Annotated in this window: 15 protein-coding genes; 7 read left to right on the forward strand and 8 right to left on the reverse strand. The window is 38.5% G+C overall.

What is annotated here, in order from left to right; all coding sequences use genetic code 11:
- Nucleotides 1-141 precede the first annotated feature (141 nt).
- Together UABAM_RS26210 and UABAM_RS26215 are read left to right on the forward strand one after the other, a co-directional pair.
- Nucleotides 142-1,521, forward strand: coding sequence for an O-antigen ligase family protein (locus tag UABAM_RS26210; RefSeq protein WP_173013584.1), 1,380 nt, complete (start codon nucleotides 142-144; stop codon nucleotides 1,519-1,521).
- Nucleotides 1,494-2,999: a flippase gene (locus UABAM_RS26215; RefSeq protein ID WP_151970950.1), complete on the forward strand. Its 1,506-nt coding sequence runs from the start codon at nucleotides 1,494-1,496 to the stop codon at nucleotides 2,997-2,999. Before UABAM_RS26210 ends, UABAM_RS26215 begins: the two co-directional genes overlap by 28 nt.
- Nucleotides 3,000-3,016: 17 nt before the next feature.
- Here the strand turns inward: UABAM_RS26215 and UABAM_RS26220 are convergent, their stop codons facing one another.
- From UABAM_RS26220 to UABAM_RS26240, 5 genes are all read right to left on the reverse strand, one after another.
- On the reverse strand, nucleotides 3,017-3,817 hold the full coding sequence (locus UABAM_RS26220; protein WP_151970951.1) for a class I SAM-dependent methyltransferase: 801 nt from the start codon (nucleotides 3,815-3,817) through the stop codon (nucleotides 3,017-3,019).
- A 23-nt stretch (nucleotides 3,818-3,840) separates the two neighbouring features.
- The gene (locus tag UABAM_RS26225) at nucleotides 3,841-5,580 is read right to left on the reverse strand and encodes a SpoIIE family protein phosphatase (RefSeq protein WP_151970952.1); all 1,740 of its coding nucleotides are present in this window, start codon (nucleotides 5,578-5,580) and stop codon (nucleotides 3,841-3,843) included.
- 3 nt (nucleotides 5,581-5,583) lie between these two features.
- A complete protein-coding gene (locus UABAM_RS26230) occupies nucleotides 5,584-6,126 on the reverse strand; it encodes a heme NO-binding domain-containing protein (protein WP_151970953.1) in 543 nt (180 codons plus the stop codon).
- A 9-nt stretch (nucleotides 6,127-6,135) separates the two neighbouring features.
- Entirely contained in the window at nucleotides 6,136-6,471 is a 336-nt protein-coding gene (locus UABAM_RS26235) for an STAS domain-containing protein (protein WP_151970954.1), read from the reverse strand.
- Between the two features lie 73 nt (nucleotides 6,472-6,544).
- Nucleotides 6,545-8,746 (reverse strand): sigma 54-interacting transcriptional regulator, encoded by a 2,202-nt coding sequence (locus tag UABAM_RS26240; RefSeq protein WP_151970955.1) that lies wholly within the window; start codon nucleotides 8,744-8,746, stop codon nucleotides 6,545-6,547.
- A gap of 343 nt (nucleotides 8,747-9,089) precedes the next feature.
- Between UABAM_RS26240 and UABAM_RS26245 the strand changes: the two genes are divergently transcribed.
- The 3 genes from UABAM_RS26245 (at nucleotide 9,090) to UABAM_RS26255 (ending at nucleotide 13,557) form a co-directional block, all read left to right on the forward strand.
- Nucleotides 9,090-10,079 (forward strand): ankyrin repeat domain-containing protein, encoded by a 990-nt coding sequence (locus tag UABAM_RS26245; protein WP_151970956.1) that lies wholly within the window; start codon nucleotides 9,090-9,092, stop codon nucleotides 10,077-10,079.
- Nucleotides 10,080-10,340: 261 nt separating this feature from the next.
- Entirely contained in the window at nucleotides 10,341-13,190 is a 2,850-nt protein-coding gene (locus UABAM_RS26250) for a response regulator (protein ID WP_151970957.1), read from the forward strand.
- 10 nt (nucleotides 13,191-13,200) lie between these two features.
- Nucleotides 13,201-13,557, forward strand: coding sequence for a response regulator (locus tag UABAM_RS26255; protein ID WP_151970958.1), 357 nt, complete (start codon nucleotides 13,201-13,203; stop codon nucleotides 13,555-13,557).
- Between the two features lie 301 nt (nucleotides 13,558-13,858).
- On the opposite strand, the gene UABAM_RS26260 is transcribed toward UABAM_RS26255, so the two are convergent.
- Nucleotides 13,859-14,308 (reverse strand): hypothetical protein, encoded by a 450-nt coding sequence (locus UABAM_RS26260; RefSeq protein WP_151970959.1) that lies wholly within the window; start codon nucleotides 14,306-14,308, stop codon nucleotides 13,859-13,861.
- Between the two features lie 88 nt (nucleotides 14,309-14,396).
- On the reverse strand, nucleotides 14,397-14,996 hold the full coding sequence (locus UABAM_RS26265) for an arylesterase (RefSeq protein WP_151970960.1): 600 nt from the start codon (nucleotides 14,994-14,996) through the stop codon (nucleotides 14,397-14,399).
- 138 nt (nucleotides 14,997-15,134) lie between these two features.
- Between UABAM_RS26265 and UABAM_RS26270 the strand changes: the two genes are divergently transcribed.
- Together UABAM_RS26270 and UABAM_RS26275 are read left to right on the forward strand one after the other, a co-directional pair.
- A complete protein-coding gene (locus tag UABAM_RS26270) occupies nucleotides 15,135-16,202 on the forward strand; it encodes a hypothetical protein (RefSeq protein ID WP_151970961.1) in 1,068 nt (355 codons plus the stop codon).
- A gap of 132 nt (nucleotides 16,203-16,334) precedes the next feature.
- Nucleotides 16,335-17,174 carry an endonuclease V gene (locus UABAM_RS26275; protein ID WP_151970962.1) on the forward strand — a complete coding sequence of 280 codons (840 nt, stop codon included), beginning with the start codon at nucleotides 16,335-16,337 and terminating at the stop codon, nucleotides 17,172-17,174.
- 43 nt (nucleotides 17,175-17,217) lie between these two features.
- On the opposite strand, the gene UABAM_RS26280 is transcribed toward UABAM_RS26275, so the two are convergent.
- Entirely contained in the window at nucleotides 17,218-17,880 is a 663-nt protein-coding gene (locus UABAM_RS26280) for a hypothetical protein (RefSeq protein ID WP_151970963.1), read from the reverse strand.
- Between the last annotated feature and the right edge of the window lie 89 nt (nucleotides 17,881-17,969).

The raw sequence follows: 17,969 nt of genomic DNA on the forward strand, positions 1-17,969 counted from the left end.
ACGATGTATATTCTGGCAAACCCCCTCAAAAACCCCGTATGGATCGGTGCCCTGTGCTTCATTGTTCCTACAATTACCCTTCTACTAACAATAATGCGACCTCGCGCACATAAAGTATGCCTATGGCTCATGGTGGTATGGATGTGTCATGTAAAAAAGCCTTTTTACATGGAGTTGTTTTTTGAACAGTACCGTGGCGTGGATCGTGGTTTTGGTGTGACGATATGCGACTTTTTTTTCTTTGGTTACATGCTATGGTTACTACTAAATGTACAAAAAATACGCAAATGGTTACCGACGAATACTTTGCCCATGTTTGCTCTTGTCATTTGTGCTTTGTTGTCACTCACCAACTCGATCAACCCATACTATGGGCTTTTTACCATTCACAAAATGCTACGTGGAATCGTTCTGTATTGGGTGACAGTAAACATACTAAAATCAAAAGAAGATTTTGACATCGCGATCAATGCTTTGGCGTTTTCGGTTATATTTCAAGGGGTGGTTGTCATATATGCCAAATACATCGTAAAGACTGTTGTTGTACGTTCTGTGGGAACCTTTCCCCACCCCAACTCAATGGCAATGTATATCAATTTAATTTTACCCACCTTACTATGTATGGTACTCATTTCGAAATCAAAAAAACAAACGTTATACTACTCACTGGCTCTAGTACTAGGTATGGTATCCATTGTATTCACCAAGTCACGCGGTGGGCTGATCATTATGCTCGGTGGTTTATTGATGGCGGCCGGAATCTCGACCATGTTAAAAATGTCATTCCAAAAAATCCGCGTTTTATTTTTGGGATTCATTGTTGTTTGTGTTCTAGGTAGTTTTGCTGCTCCAAAAATGATCCAGCGTTTTCAAAAAGCACCAAAAGAATCCGCCGAAACAAGGCATTATTTTAACAATGCTGCACGGGCAATGGCCAATGACTATTTTTGGGGAATAGGTATCAACAGCTATTCTTACTCGTTAGCCAATACCGAATATTACTGGTTTGTATACCCTGACGTAGAGGAAGACGACCGTGAAATCTTCCGCGATCCCGATAATCCAAGAGCAGTAAGCCGTTTAGGAAATTGTCATCACATTTACCTCTTGTGGGCCAGCGAATGCGGTTGGGTGAGTATGTATCTCTTTTTATGGATCATCGCTATTTTTATGCTATTAAATAGTTTTCTGATTTTTTTTACGCGCAAAACTCCCTATTATAACGCCCTTTTAATAGGCCTTTTGTGTGGTTTTACAACATTACATTTACAAGGCTTATTAGAATGGGTGTATCGTCAGACACAAGTATTTTATTTGTTTCACTTTCTTTCCGGAGTACTCGTAAGTATTTTTGTACAACGAAAAAATTTACCGCTTGATGGACAAAAAACACAAGAAAAGAAAATAGAAAAGAACGTTATTACAAATACAGATGTATTATTAAGGCGTAAGTCATCAACAAGAATGATGATTAGAAAGGGCAATCGAGATAGATGCGAAAAAAATACAATATTGTCATAAATACAGTGACGAACTACGGTCGCGACATCTTAGATGTGGTCATTTTTTTATATCTAATTCCCTTTATTATTCATACTCTAGGAAAAGAAACGTTTGGATTGTGGTCTCTCATTTGGGCGTTTGTTAGCTTGTTTGCTCTCTTAGATTTTGGATTTGGACCTTCTGTGGTAAAATATGTAGGAAAAGCGAGAGGCGAGGGTAATTCGCAACAAGAGCAACGTGCTATTGCCACGCTGTTTTGGATTTATACTTTATTGGGAAGCGTTTTGTTTATTAGTGTCGCTACCTGTACCTTATTTTTTAACTCTATTTTCGAAATTCCTGCTCATCAACAGCAAGCAGCGAAGCATGTTCTACTCATATTAGGTTGCCGTGCTGCTCTTTGTATGCCACTAGAACTGTTCCGCGGTGTTCTTGTCAGCTACCATCAGTATCGTGTGGCAAACGTTTACAAAATGATTGCAAGTATTCTTTATTTGTTAACGGCGATTGTCTTGTTATCTCTCATACCTGACTTACGTACCCTTGCCCTCGTCAACTCAGTCATTGGTATTCTACCGTTACTGGCAATGCATGTTCATCTGCGACGCTTTTATAAACATATTTCGATCCACCCGCGTCATGTTGATTTATCAATGGTTAAAGAGATGTCTTCTTTTTCCATGTACTTTTTCATTGTACAAATATCGACACTCATTTATACGCGTGTCGACTCATTTATCATCCAAAAATACCTGAGCCTAGAAATGGTCGCTCTATATTCTATCGCAATGCGTATTACGGAAAAAGCCCAACGATTTTGCACACAAATTGCGAAGACACTCACTCCGATCATTTCAGAGTTGCATGGAGAAAAGCAAAAACAAAAAGTTATCGATGTATGGTTAAAAGGGGCAAAATACACCACGGCCTTTGCTGCTCCACTTCTTATTGGACTATTTATTTTGTCTTACCCAATCATCACTTCTTGGGCAGGGGAAAATTTTGCCGACGCGACAATGGCATGTCAACTTTTGGTGGCAGCAATTTTTATTAACATCATTCACAGTAACACCAATATTGTGCTGACAATGTGCGACCAACAAAAATATTTTGCGAAAGTAACCATATTTGGTCAACTACTCAACTTTGCGTTATCTATTGTACTTATTCGTCATTTGCAAATTGAAGGAGTGGCTCTCGCAACGCTTATCAGCACAGCAGTTTCGTATTTTCTATTTGTACAAGTAAAAGCGTGCCGACTGTTTGAGATAGGAATTTGGCATTTTTATCAAAAAATTTGTGTTCCGTCGTTGTTGCCTAGTTTAGCCGTCATCTTTTTTTTATCTGGCATGCAAATTATTTATCCCGCGACTAACCTATGGTTTGTTGCCATCTATGAAGGTGTTGCTGTTTTGTTATTCGTCATACTATTCGTATGTTTTAGTCTTGGTGATGACGAAAAACAAAACTTGAAGCGTAAACTTAGAAAAAAATAATAACGAGCAACCACTTCCTATTTACGCTTAAAGTATCCCCAACATTCTTCTCCTCGGAGTTCCTCAAGAGCAAGTATACGGTCATCAGTAGATAAAAAATTGATATATTCGTCAGGTTCGCGCTTCTGAGAACGGATAATCGTGATATCATGCGTGTCTTCAAAGCGCTTCATCAATTCATCGCTAATGTTCTCTTCTGCTGTGTCATGCATCTCAATTAAGAAATCATATTTCGTAATTTCAGGGCACTTAATAGGGTCGAAAACATATGTCTCCGCACCTTCTATGTCACAAAAGATAAAAGATTTTTCATTACTGAGTTTCGCAATCTCTTCCCAACCACACTCACCTTTGACTTTAATATTTGTACAATTATTGACTTCAGCAAGTTTACGACACATCTTTTGCGCTTTAAACATAACATCATATGCGTATACTTGGCTCTTAGGACAACGAACAGCAAATCCAACGGCGTAATATCCTTCTGCACAGCCAATGTCTAATATATTTTTGTAGTTACCCGCAATGACTTCCTCGACAAATGGATATAGCTCTTTCTCGTAAGTACCTAAAATCTTTGGTGCAAGAACGCTACCATGCGCCACTTTTATATATTTCATATCGCGAAATGGCCCCTGAAGTACTCTAGCTTTACAATGGGAAAATACTTTGCGGCTTACACGTTGATAAGATCGATATTTTTTATAATTTGCAAGAAAATGTAGTTTGCGGCGCAGATAAATTTTACGTTGATTCATCGCCTTTAGAAAATGAAACATTTTTGGATATTTTGTTTTAATCGTTTGTTTTAACCCCATTTGCTCTACCCCCTCACGAACACCTAATTGAGATGTTTGACAACACACAAATAATTACATCCTTTATCATCTCGATGATAAGACAATTCATCTACAAGTTCATAGATAATAAACATTCCAAATCCTCCATCCATTTCTTTGATTTTATCCACAGGAAGATCGCGTAAATTTTCAATTTCGTTTTTTTTGGGTAGGGGAAAGGCAATTCCCTTATCTACAAAATAAATTTTTACAAAAGACGCAGAAGTTAACACTTCAATACGGATAATATAATTGGGGTTTTCACTATAGGAATGCCGAATTATGTTACTCAAAACCTCATTGGTAACTAACAAGAGTTCCTGCAATGCCAGTTCATTTTCCTGAAAGTATGACAAATTTTGACAGGTATTCTGAATGTACTTTCGCGCTCTTGCAATTTCAGATAGACGACTTTTTATGATTTTTATGTTGTGAAACTTCGTATGCCCACCAATATTTTTAATTTGTACAGCGATACAAGTAAGGTCATCTTGTACATTCTGCGAAAAATCAATAATATACTGCTGTAATTTTTCCAACATCTTTCTTGTTGGTAAATGGTGGTGTTTTTGAAAAAAATCGATGAGCTGTTCTTCTCCAAATAGTACATTTTCTTTGTTTTTCGCTTCAATAATACCGTCGGAATAAAACAAGAATATGTCCTCATGGTCGAAGGAAACACTTTTTTCTAAAAACTCTGTTTTTAGCAATACTCCTAGAGGTATGTTTTCACCGGTTATTTTTTGAACTTTGTTCAGACCACTTTTGAAATGCAGTATGTTCGTATGTCCACAGTCAAGAATCCTCAGCTTTTGATTGAGTAAATCAAAGCGCATATAACACATAGTTGCGAATGTCTCCAGCTGAATAAGCTCGAAAGATACTTCTTGCTGTAATTGCTGAATAATTTCCTTGGGAGGTAGCAATTCATAATCATCAATGTAAATTCCTTGGCTGGCAAAACGAAGTAAACGACTCTTAATTGCTGCAGCAACTAAAGCCGCAGGTATTCCTTTGCCCATAACATCACCAATGACAATATCCAAACACTTTGTGTTATGACTAAAGAAATCATAAAAGTCTCCGGAGACATTTTGCGATGGAATTGCCATGACTTCAATATGAAGTCCTGGTATATCCTGAGGAATTTTTCCGAATAATAACGATTGTTGAATATTAAAAGCTATTTGCATTTCACAATGTACATTTTGTTCTTGGAGGATTTCTTTTTCTCGTTGCGTTTTTTTCAAAGCTTGTTCGCGTTTTTTCAGTTCTTCGTTTTGCAAAGAAAGTTTTTCCGCCAATTTGCGGGCATCCTCTAAAGCAACTTTTTGCGTTTGTAACAGAAAAAGAAAGTCATTCACCGCGCTATGAATCGGAAAATCGTTGAGAGAAATGTCAAGAGATTGAAGACTTGCCAAATCAAGAACATTTGGTGTACATAAAAAAATAACCGCCTCTTGTTCTTTAAGATAAAGCATTTCCCCCTTCAATTCGCAATGGTTATCTAAGGACTTCAACACATATGGGGTTTGCAACTTATCAATTAAAGATGTAAACGTAAGGGGAATACAAGGACGCTTCACAACAAAATGATTGGTCAACAAATCCTCAAGCTGTACGTTTGGACAAAGCTTGGTAACATGAGGTCCTAGTTGAGTAATTTGTAGCTGTTGATCAAAGGCTATGTGAAAAGGAAAAACCCTATGCAAATCCTGTGGAGATAAAAAAATTCCCGCCATAAATCACCATGTTACCGAAAATATATCGTGGTCTGCTCCTTGCTCACGACTTTGAGTCAAGGTAACGACCACTTCAAGAGAAAATCTCTTACCGAGCCCCTGCAAGAGTCCAATGACCATAGGAGCAAGACCTTTTCGATGACTATAATAATGTAGTAACAATGAATTTTCTGTCACATCGGAACAAGAAAAGGACGGAGGTTGTAAATTAGGCATCAATGACCCAATGTGGGTGTGTAGTGCATCTAAATTCTGTAAAAACGTGACAAAGGTACTTCCCGCAAGATCCAACATTTCCTTGTAACCTTCGCGGGCAGTATATAAAATCCAATATTCGCCAAAGGCTTCCAGGATGTCCCTCCCACACATGCCGAGTGATTCACTTGCTGCGGCAACTAGATCGTATGTAATTTGATCATCGTAGTGATCCATCCCAATAAAGTTATCTATTTTGACATTGGCCTTTTCTTTAATTTTCAGCCAAGCTTCACATCCAAAACGATCACAAACCAAATCTTCAATGGCTTTATTTACTAATCCATACATAACTTTTCCTTATACAAAAGATTGTATTGCTTGCTCCTCGTTCTCGTAAATAGAAAAAACTTTTTGCATGCGAATGAGTTCAAACAGTGCCATCACTTGCCTACCAACACCAAACATTTTTAAATCTCCACCGCATTTATTGACTTCACGCAAGCAAAATAGCAAAACTCCAATACCGGAACTGTCAACAAAGTTGAGTTTATTCATATCAAAAATCAGTTTATTGTATTTTTGTAGATGTTGCTTCAACTCATTTTTAAATTCTCTAGAATTAGAAACATCTAGTACTTCTTCGTTAATAACAATAACTGCCATCCCTTGTTTTTCTTCTAGCTGAATATTCATGGCAAACTCCTTCTGACTTTTTTATTTCATTCATTGATGTTTGAATTACAGCAAGTTGCATTCCAATCGTATATTATTTTCGATAATCTCGAATATTAATCTGTAGTTTTTTGAGTTTTTCATAGAGGTATGGTCTTGTCAATCCTGATTTTTTTGCTGTTTGGGAAACGTTGCCCTTTGTTTCTTGCAAAAGCTGAATAAAGTAATCTCGTTCCGAAGTTGATCTGGCCTCTTGTAATTTACCAGAAAAACCACTTTTACTTTTGATTATTTGTGTAATGTGTTTGGGCAAATCGTCAAAACTAATAACAGAATCACCATCCATAATTAATGCAAACTCTACGGCGTGTTTTAATTCTCTAATATTTCCCGGCCATGAATAGTTTCGTAAGGCTGTTAGCGTGTCTTGATTCCATTTTGGTAAGTCTATCTTGTTGCGCCTAGCGTATAAATTCGCAAAGTGCTCCGCCAGAAGAACAACATCATCTTCACGCTCTCTCAAAGCAGGGAGCTCAAGAGTAATACTATTGATACGATACCACAAATCCTCGCGGAAATTTCCCTCTCGTGCTTGTTGCTGTGGATCGACATTGGTAGCACAAACAATACGAAAGTCCACCGCAATTTCTTTTGTGCTGCCTACTCTTGAAAATTTTTTGGTTTCCAAGACGCGCAATAACTTTGCTTGAAGCTCCATACTTGCACATGCCAACTCATCTAGAAACAAAGTCCCATTATTTGCTTTTTCAATTAATCCGGACTTGTTTTTTTGCGCCCCGGTAAACGCCCCTTTTTCATAACCAAACAATGTTGCTTCTTGCAAAGTTTCTGGGATTGCCGCACAGTTAACAGAGACAAGCTCGTATTTATTACGCTTACTTTTACTGTGCAGTGCCGCAGCGACAAGTTCTTTTCCTGTTCCTGTTTCACCAATAATCAAGACAGAAGCATCACTATTCGCTACTTTATCAATCGTCGAAAACAAGTCTTGCATTTTCGAACTTCCTCCGACCAAATTTGCATATCTCGTTTTAGTGCCTCGTGGAATTTGGTTAGAGAGATCCACCTTCGTTTCCGTGGCTATACTCAAGTAAGGATGTTTTGGTCTGATATCTTGAATTAACTCGTTATAACTTAATTCATTCAAACGAAATGGAGGTATCTCCGTACTCATATCAGAATAAAAGGACAGTAGTTGAAAATAACGGTACAAAAACTCGGGTAACAGAAAATGCTTTTGTACATACTTATGACCTTCTTCCCCGATTGCTTTTGCGTTATTCTCTATAATAAAATTTATCGCAGCGAAAATGGATTTTTCGGTAACCTCATCCAATAGGTATCCACTTTTTTGGTGTGCAACTTGCATGGAAATCGCTGGCGTGTTGAGGCCAATTACGGGGGTGTGGTACCACATAGCATTTGCGACAATATTATCAGCGGATGGAACGTCTTGGTTCAAATAAATGGCAACAGTACTTACCTTCAAGATACTATGGACAACACATGATGGTAGATCTTGGAGTATCTCAATATTCCCCTCATTCGCAACTTCTTTTTGCAATTTTTTGACATATTTTTTATCTTCAGTACAACTAACAAAAATCAAATAGCACGACCTATCTAATTGGCGAAAAGCAGATAAAATTTTTGCCGTGTAGTCATGATTTGCCATAGGGAAACATACAATGGAAATGGAATGATGATTTTTTATGAATTCAAGTTTGTCATTGTCTTTTTGTGGCATTTTCTCTACTTGCCTAAGAGGATCGATATATGGAAAAATTTGATATAGCGGTCCCTTTGATTTTTCACTGTAAAAATCTTCTGTCCCCACAACAGTTGCAGCACATTGATCTATGTACGGTTTTAAAATATAAAACCATTTCTCAGAAAGCGCAGCATAAGAATGCCACAGCACGTTACCAAATAAAGAATTGTTATGTAGTAAAAACAGTAAATATGGAGAATGTATAGAAATAATGTCCGCAGTAACAAGTATTTTTTGATAGTTCTTTTCCACAAACAGCAAATGTTTATGTAAATCTAACTTGTTCAAGCTTTTCATATACTGTTTTTGGTTTATCGTAATGTAATGGCAATCAATTCCAAGGTTATTAGACAACTGTGTGATTTTTTTAAAAAGAACTTCATCTTCTTCAAAAATTATATTTGTCCATTTTTTCGTTTGTAAAGACGAAGACAAACTTTTGATTTCGATTAACGTCTCTTTTTTTACATACAGTTCATAAGAATCTATCTCTAATTTTGGCAACTTGTTTTCCTTTAGTAAGAATTCGCACGAATATGGTGTATGTTTGGTAAAACGAACACTGTCTGATTTATCTTACAGACGAACATGACAATTACGGCAATATAATTGTACAACGTTTCTAGATGCCCTTCAACAGCAATGTCACAAAGGCTTTTATTGTACTTTCCCATTATGGACTTGTAACAACAAATCAATATAATCGCTTCGGATACCTAATCTTTTATCATCATTAAAAACAAGTTCTTATTTCTGTAACAAACTATTTTTTTACATAACCTTTTACCAACACCACCTGAATAAAGTGTTAGATAAAACAATATCAACTTTATTTAGGGAATTTAATATGTCACATTTATTCTTTCGTAGTTTACAACGCAACAAACAATATATTGTATTCATTACGGTTTTCTTTTGTAGTTGTGGAACGGTGAGAAATTTACAGGCGTATGATACACGCCATTTTGGTGGGGCCCAAAAGTATAGTTCCTTGCAAAACCCAGAAGACTTTCTTATACCTATGCCTACAGGAGGTATTGTGGGACTCGCGTTGGGGCTATCGCAAATTTCTGCGGTATACTCTCTGGCACTTGCCGATACCTCTCTTAGTGCACTGGGTGATGTCGTGGTGTCGCCAGTAATTGCGTGGAAGATTGCGCGACAAAAACAACGATTATTTTCTTTGGGTGTTATAGAGGCCGCAAAATCGGGAAACCACGAACGTGTTATCTCTCTTTTAAAGAAAGGTGCCAGCATCAATGTACAAGATGATCTTGGTTGCACGGCGTTAATCGCAACAGTACACCAGTATGATATGACGAAATTATTGGTCACACACGGAGCCAATCTAAACATGAAAGATCTATCTGACAATACCGCCTTAATGATCGCAGCTAAGGAAGGTTATACCGAAAACGTTTCTTTTCTTGTAATGCAAGGGGCGAATATTGATATGCAAGACAAATCGGGTGACAGTGCTTTGACAATGGCATCTGCAAAAGGGCATAAAAAAATTGTAGATGTGCTTCTTGCCGCGACAACAAGCATACGTCATCACAACAAGGCACTATATGTGGCGGCAAAAAATGGATATATCGATATTGTAAAAGTACTCTTACAAGCCAAAATGGACGTGAACTTTTCAGTAAAAGATAAATACACTCCTCTGATGATCGCGACGGAAAAAGGGCATTATGATATTGTGAAATTGCTTATTAAAGCTGGGGCAAACGTTAACCAACGCAATATTTATCAGAATACAGCTTTGGAACGAGCCATCACCTTTGAACAGCATGAAATTGCCGATGCACTACGCAGAGCGGGTGGACATCAATAATCACCACTGCCATTCAAAGGCATAAATCCCTAGCAAAATTTCGAAAAAACATAATTTGTCGTGCACTCGGTTTTCGCGATATGTTATTATACAAAAACTCTAAATCGGTCCCTTAAAAAGAAAGAGTCTACCATAAAATAAAACCAAATATAAATATTCCGCGTGTTAACTTTCGTAAACTCGTAGAGTAAGGCGTATTTGCAACATTATACGGCTTACTTTCGCTTCGTTGCATTACACTAATGTTATGGCGGAAAAATTATGACGAAGTACATCTACTCTATTTTATATAAACACACCATTTCTATTTTGGTGGTGTCGGCTTTCATTGCTACCGTTGCCACAATTTGGCATCTATCTTATATATCGCGTCAATCCACAGAAAACACAGCTCTGTATACAGCGAAAAATTACTCCGAAGCGTTGCGTACTTTTCGCACTTTGTATACCTCACAGGTGGTCGTACCTATGAAAAAAAAGGGACTGGATATCACACACAATTATGCGGACAACGAAAATGCAATACCACTACCGGCAACTTTGAGCATGATGATTGGAAATCACCTATCAAAAGACAGCGATGTCAAAACATATTTATATAGCAAATATCCCTTTCCGTGGCGCATGCAAGAGGGCCTAAAAGATGATTTTCGACGTAGAGCCTGGGAATCCCTTAACAAAAATCGCTATCAACCTTTTTATGAATTCACCGAGGAAAACAACCAACGTATTTTGCGTTATGCAACAGCGGACGTAATGCGTGAAAGTTGCGTTAACTGCCACAACACACATCCACAAACTCCAAAGGATGGTTGGGAAACCGGAGATGTGCGTGGAGTTCTCGAAGTATCTTTTTCCGTTGATGATATTCACAAGGATCTATCTTCCACAGCTATTTTGTTGGCGGTGATGATTTTTAGCGGTGTTGTTTTTCTGGGGTTTATTCTTCACGCACTTCGCAATAGCCATCGCGATTTAGAACAGCAAGCCTCCAACATGGAAAAAGAAATTCAGGAACGTAAACATGTGGAGAATAACTTAATCAAGAACGAAACTCTCCTCAAAAAAGAACAACTGGCGTCTAAACAGCAAACCGAAATACTACAGATATTAAATCATCATCTGCAAACACAAGATTTATTACAAGCTGGTATGGTAAAAATTATAGAATCTAGCCACTCACAGATGGGATTATTCTATATTTTCAATAAACAAAACTTGTTATTAGAGCCCAAAAATGGCTATGCGGTTCCTGACAGCGAACTATTCCGTAAAAACTATGCGTTGGGAGAAAGTTTTGTTGGTGAAGCTGGTCAACTCAAGACAACCATACATTTACGCGATTTAACCCAAACAAATTGGCCACTTACCGGAAGTGGAGGGATGGTCGCCATACAATCTTTACTTTTTTTACCTCTTGTCGTACAGCATGAACTCATCGGTGTTCTCGTTGTAGGTTCTACCCATTCTCACTATGCACAAAATACCATTTCTTTTTTAGAAAAAATCCTTTTTCATTTTGCGGCAGCGCTAAGTAATATTTTTTCTAGAGATGAAATCATAAGTCTTGCCGAAGATTTAAAGGTGCAGCGCAGCGAACTAGAAAAACAAAATAAAATTTTGCGCAACCAAGAATACGAACTATTGGAAAAACAACGCGAAGTGGAAACGGCCAATCGTTTAAAATCAGAATTTTTGGCAACGATGTCTCATGAGCTACGCACGCCAATGAACATCATTATCGGTTTCACAGGACTTGTCATAAAAAAAACCCGGGACATCCTACCCAAACGCCAACTAAAAAATTTGGAAAAGGTGCTGTTGAATAGTAAATCATTGCTACATTCATTAAACGATATTCTTGATATCTCAAAAATCGAATCGGGAAAAATGGAATTGTATTATACCTCTTTTAATGTTGCCGAAACACTAGGAGAAAGTGTACAATATGTAGACGTCTTAAAAAATGATGATGTAGAAATTATTCTGGAAATTGCCCCACAACTCAATGACTTCTACTGTGACAAAGAAAAGTTTTTACGCATCATAAACAATCTACTGAGTAATGCCGTAAAATTCACTCATCAAGGTAGTGTCACCTTAAAGGCCTACCATGAAAATGATTACTTGGTATGTGCGTGTATCGACACAGGGGTGGGTATTTCACCTGCGGCTCAAAGATTTATTTTCGAGGAGTTTCGCCAAGAAGATGCATCAACGACACGTAAATACGGGGGCACGGGTTTAGGATTGTCTATCGTAAAAAAGTTGGTCGATGTATTCCAAGGGAAAATAGAATTAGATAGCGAAGAAGGCAAAGGAAGTACGTTTACAGTCAAGTTGCCGCTAGTTTCACCTTCAACGAAAACTGATGTGGTAAAAAGTAACAGCATACTCATTATCGAAAACGACATCGTTGCCTTACAATCCATGAAAAAAAATCTCGAAGACGAGGGCTATTCTGTTGTTTGTTCTTTTGATAAAGAACAAGGGTTACATATAGCGAAAAGAATCATACCCCAAGTGATTATTCTAGAATTGTTTCTTTCACGAGAGAGCAGCTACGAAATCATTCAATCGTTAAAATGCGACGCCAAGACAATGGATATTCCCATTATCGTCGTTTCGAATGTCGATGATAAATTTTCCGCTTGCGAGACAGGAATTGCCGCGTGTCTCGTAAAACCAGTTGAGAAAAAAATACTTATTGCGACCATTCAGCGCCTGTGTTTACCTGAGAATTTGTCCGTTCTCATTGTGGATGATTCTCCAGAAATACAAGAAATTGTAAAAAATGTCCTAGAGGAGCATGGACATACGGTAACTAGTGCTTACAATGGTAAAGAAGCGTTACAAACCATCGAAAGAAACAAACCGCAGTTGATACTGCTGGATCTCATGATGCCTGTAATGGACGGGTTTGAGGTTCTAGATCAATTACACGCAAAAAACAATTGGCGCGACATACCAGTAATTGTTCTTACGGCAAAAGATTTGTCAGCAGAAGAAAAAAAACTGTTGCAAATCAAAGCGCAAAAAGTAATGGAGAAAAAATGTTTTTCAGAAAAAAATTTCATCGAAGAACTGAAAAAAGTTCTAACTCGCGTTTAGAGGAGGAAAGATGAAAAAAATTTTAATTATCGAGGACATTGAGGATAACCGCGACCTCCTCATTCAACTTTTAGAAGATGACTATGAGCTTTTAGAAGCGGAAGAAGCGATCACTGGCATTAGTATTTCCCAGAGACAGCAACCCGACTTAATACTCATGGACATCTCTCTACCTAGGATGGATGGATTACAAGCAACACAAATTTTAAAAAATAATGCCTTAACCAAGCATATTCCGATTATTGCTGTAACAGGGAATGCGATGGTAGGAGATCGCGAAAAAGCCCTAAGTGCCGGATGTGACGAGTATGTGACAAAACCAATAGATATTTCCACTATTTTTGATGTTATTGAGCGCTTCATATAATATTGAGATATCACTGTTTCCAAATGATATAATCTACATAAGCATTTTTTGTTTTACATCTTTGTCCAAAAAACAGTACAAAAAACCTTACCATATGATTAGACAACATCATGGCGATGCCATAGCATGGTGTACTTTTTACGCGACAACAAAACATGGGAGTGCCTAAAACAGATAAACAACTTTAGGCACTCCTTTCCTTCCCATACCGCAAATGGCCGCGACTAGATCCTGTCATCATTCAAACTAACGAAGGCTCGGGCTCGAAAAATAGATCATTACTTATCAAAAAACAAACGATTTATATGGGCCACTTCTTCGTAATCAATTCAGGAAAAACGTCTTTGTTGTAAAATATTCCCACCGCTGCATTCAAGCTAGGTTGCAGTTCCACCATTACCGAATTTCCTCCCAAATCAGGTGTCTCAAAAATGATTTCGTATTCCGGTTCATCTTCCTCTTTGTCTTCATAAACGAGAACGGCATCTATTTTACAGTGAGTTATCCGAAAAGAAACGTCGTTTTCCTTACAGAAATACGACACGGCGATACTTTGATCTTTAGGAAAAACATCAATAACTAGCCGTTGGTGAAATGTACTTTCTTGCCACTTCTCATGGGGAATGACTTTGGCATAACGTGTATTTTTAGGATCAACGAAATAATGTGCGATGCCATCGGTATCTAATGGGGATACTTCACTATTTAAAATTTGCGCAACGGCGACATTTAACTCTTGTGACTTTTCCAAGTGAAAAACTCCTTTCGAATGTTTTATGAGCCGAAACCTAGTCTTTTTTGTTCCGTTCACAAGCATAGTTTACGTTCTTGATGAACTCTTAGTGCACAAGACCTGACGAACGTAAGGTATTGGCAATTGCTTGCGCCATTTGCGCGTATCCTGCGGCGTTGGGGTGTATGGGATCTGCTTTTAGGCTTTGTTTGCCCAATATTCTTTCCAGAGACTCCCCTTCGTATATCAGGTTATACTTTTCAGCAAGTTGTGCATAAAATTCTGCGGTAGATAAAAAAATCGAAGGCCGCGGTACCCCTATAAGGACCACTTCGATATCTTGTTGTTGTGCTAGCTCTATCATCTTTTCGAGATTTGCCACCGTTGATTTCTGAGAATGCTTACGCAAAAAATCGTTACCACCTAAGCACAGCAATAAAATACGCGGAGAATATTTTGCCAAAACTTTTGGTAAACGGCGCAGGCCTTGTTTTGTCGTTTCGCCTGATACACCACTTGCAACGATCTCGCGATCCAGTAATTTTCCGAGGACACTAGGATAATTATTTTGTGTGGACGCTCCCACGCCATATGTAAGACTATCGCCAAACGCAACGATCACTTCATCTTCCCCTATTGCCGCGCGTTTTGCTTCGCCACCACAACCCAATAAAAATAAAAATAACAAAATGAAAATACCACGCATGTGTACGTCTCCTATTATCCGTTTGACAATGACGACAAAATTCAGCAAACTGTAAAGTGTGTCATCGATTAAATTTTGCACAGATTACGATTATAGGGCAATTTTAAGATAAATAAATTTAAATTTAGGGGGAAATTCATGAAACAGTTGTTGTTGACCATTTGTATCTTAAGTATGGCTTACTGTACACCTACAGGAGAGTGGATTTTATTGGGAGAAAGAACCGTAACCCGAAGAGATAAAGATGCGATTACTGTCAAAGAAAAAGGAATGTTCAATAAAATAAAGCTCATGCACGCTGCCGGAGGCCGTTTGCGTTTACAGAGTATGACAGTTCACTTCTCCGACTACACGCAACAACTTATACCACTTGCTGGTCGTAAATTAAGTCGTGGTCAAGAGACAGAGGTTTTTAGCTTGCGTGGTGGAAAACGCGTTATTTTACACGTTTCTCTCAAGTACCGCGGAAAATTATTTGGTAAAAAACCACGCATTCAAGTGTGGGGACTACGCGACTCAACGAGTAATATTCCGAAAACGGATTGGCAACACCTTGGCTCTAAAACCGTCAACTTTCGCAGCGAATACGACACTATTGTCGTTGGTAAACACCACGGAGCATTTCATGCTTTGCAATTGCAGGCAGAAGAGAACGACGTGTTTATTCACAATGTAGCGGTGCATCTTGGTAATGGCGAATTACAAAGTATTGTTGTCAATAAACTCGTGGCGAAAAACAGTTCTGAGCAGTTGAAACTTCAAGGGGCAAGATTCATCGAGAAAGTTGTTTTCAAATACGCCAGCCATTCTCGTGGTAGACGTGCCCTGATCCACTTACTCGGTGCCCGCGGAAAAAAAGTTGTGACCATGACCGAAAAAGCCGAAAAAAATTGGAATTTACTTGGGCAGGCCAATGTGTCACAAGGATCTGACCTGGAAAGTATTTATATTTACGGTAGTTCGCAAACCATTAGCATGTTGCGTACCAATATTCGCAATCGCAAAGTGCACATCACCGAAGCGGTTGTCTATTTTACCGACGACACTTCGCTACAAATTCCGATCAACAAAACATTCCAAGCAGGCGAGGCAAGTCGCGCTTTTAGTATTGGAGGCAAAAAAGTCGTCAAACGCATTGACTTTGTGTATCAAACCAAAGGTATCGACTATTCTCAGCCAGGAGTTGTCGAGGTTTGGGGACGCTAATCTACACCTAAAATTTGATGAATAACCACAGAAAACAAAAAACAGCAAACAATAGACTATTTTTTTCGTCCATTAACTTAGTGTGTTTTCTGTGGTTGTTTTTGCAAACGAGTAAGTTAGAAAGGCGAAACAATGGAAATAAAAGAATATTTATTGATGCCGGAAGAAACCGAGCAAGCGATTCTATGGCAAGAGCAACATGCACAAAAAGTGATTCATGAAAATCATGCACAAAATCCGCGGCTTGTCGCCGGTGCCGATGTCAGTTATGGTAAACACGGAGAAAAGGCGTTTTCTTCGGTAGTGGTCGTTGATATATCAAGTGGCGAAGTCGTGGAAAAAGCCACGTGGGTCGGGAAACCGCCGCATAACTACAAACCTGGTTTTTTTGCCCTCAGAGAAGTTCCGTGTTTGCTAAAGACATTTGAAAAATTGCAAACAACACCTGATGTCGTTTTAATAGATGGCAATGGTCTCATTCACAAGCGTCGTTTTGGTCTTGCGTGTCATATGGGTTTGTGTCTCGACATACCCACGATTGGTTGTGCAAAATCTCTTCTAGTGGGCAATCACAAACCGCTGTCAAAAAAGGCACCTATCGCCCCTGTTTCTCACATGGGAGATGAAATCGGTATTGCCATGCGCAAAAATCGCGAAGTGACCTATGTTTCCGTTGGCCACAAAGTAGACTTGGAATTTGCCAAGAACTTTGTATTTGATTTGCCCGTACCAACCGCTATTGATCATGCTCATAACTCATGCAGTGAGCTGTTTAAGAAAGATCAGCAACTTCAAGAAAATGAAAAAGACAAAAACAAGGTACAAATCATCGCCACGGCAAAAGATTTAAAAAGCCAAGGACTCAGTTATGCTGATGTCGCAAAAGAATTAAACAACTACAAAGATCTACGAGCGATGTATGGCAAGAAATTTACCCCACGTAAGATTCGCAACTGGTTAGAGCAAAAGTAAAGATAATGGACAAGTATTTTGTCGCTTGTCCACAAACCAATTCTCACTCCATAGAGGTATATAAAAATACAAACTTGGTTTTTTGCGGTGCATTCTCCTCCACAGCGATGCACAAATTCCGCAAACGATAGATCAAAAGATTTAACACTTCGCGATCCACCACGTCGTAAGCGACAATTTTCTTTAAGCCTTGTGAAAGTTGGTGAAGTGCTAGATGTGTTTTCTCAATATCAGTAACCTTCATGTGTTTTCGAACATATGGAGCAATGAGAAGAGCTGGCTGCAAACGGTCCCCCATCATCGCCAAAGTAACGAGTCGCCACCCGATGACATCATCTATGATGTCACTTTCTGTACCATGTATATTCTGTACCAACGCTTGGTTTTCTCGTACTTTACACTCATCTGTTACTCCCGAGGACTTAGGATCTTGCCATGAATGGTTTAGTTGCGAGAATAGTTGCCCTATGCCTTCCATCAGTTGCTTAATTTTCTGCGTGCAACGCTGTACCTCTCCACGGTATTTGTTGTATTTCCAGAAAAGTACCATCGCTAGTGTGCGTTGTAAAAATGATCGCATATGCTGCAAGGAATCCACTTCATTGAGGAGTTGTTGACAACAAGACAATAAAACAATGGATTTATCGATGGTAGGTAATGAAGATGTATTGTGATGAAGATATTTGTCGCTGTCAGTAAAAAGCATATGAAACTCCTCCGTCAAATATTGATCCAACTTTTTACTTTTGGTGCTAAGATTGTTACCCGACGATGGTTTTACTTCGTTATCCCTGA

Origin of the sequence: Candidatus Uabimicrobium amorphum, assembly GCF_009002475.1 — a bacterium.
Taxonomy (GTDB): domain Bacteria; phylum Planctomycetota; class Uabimicrobiia; order Uabimicrobiales; family Uabimicrobiaceae; genus Uabimicrobium; species Uabimicrobium amorphum.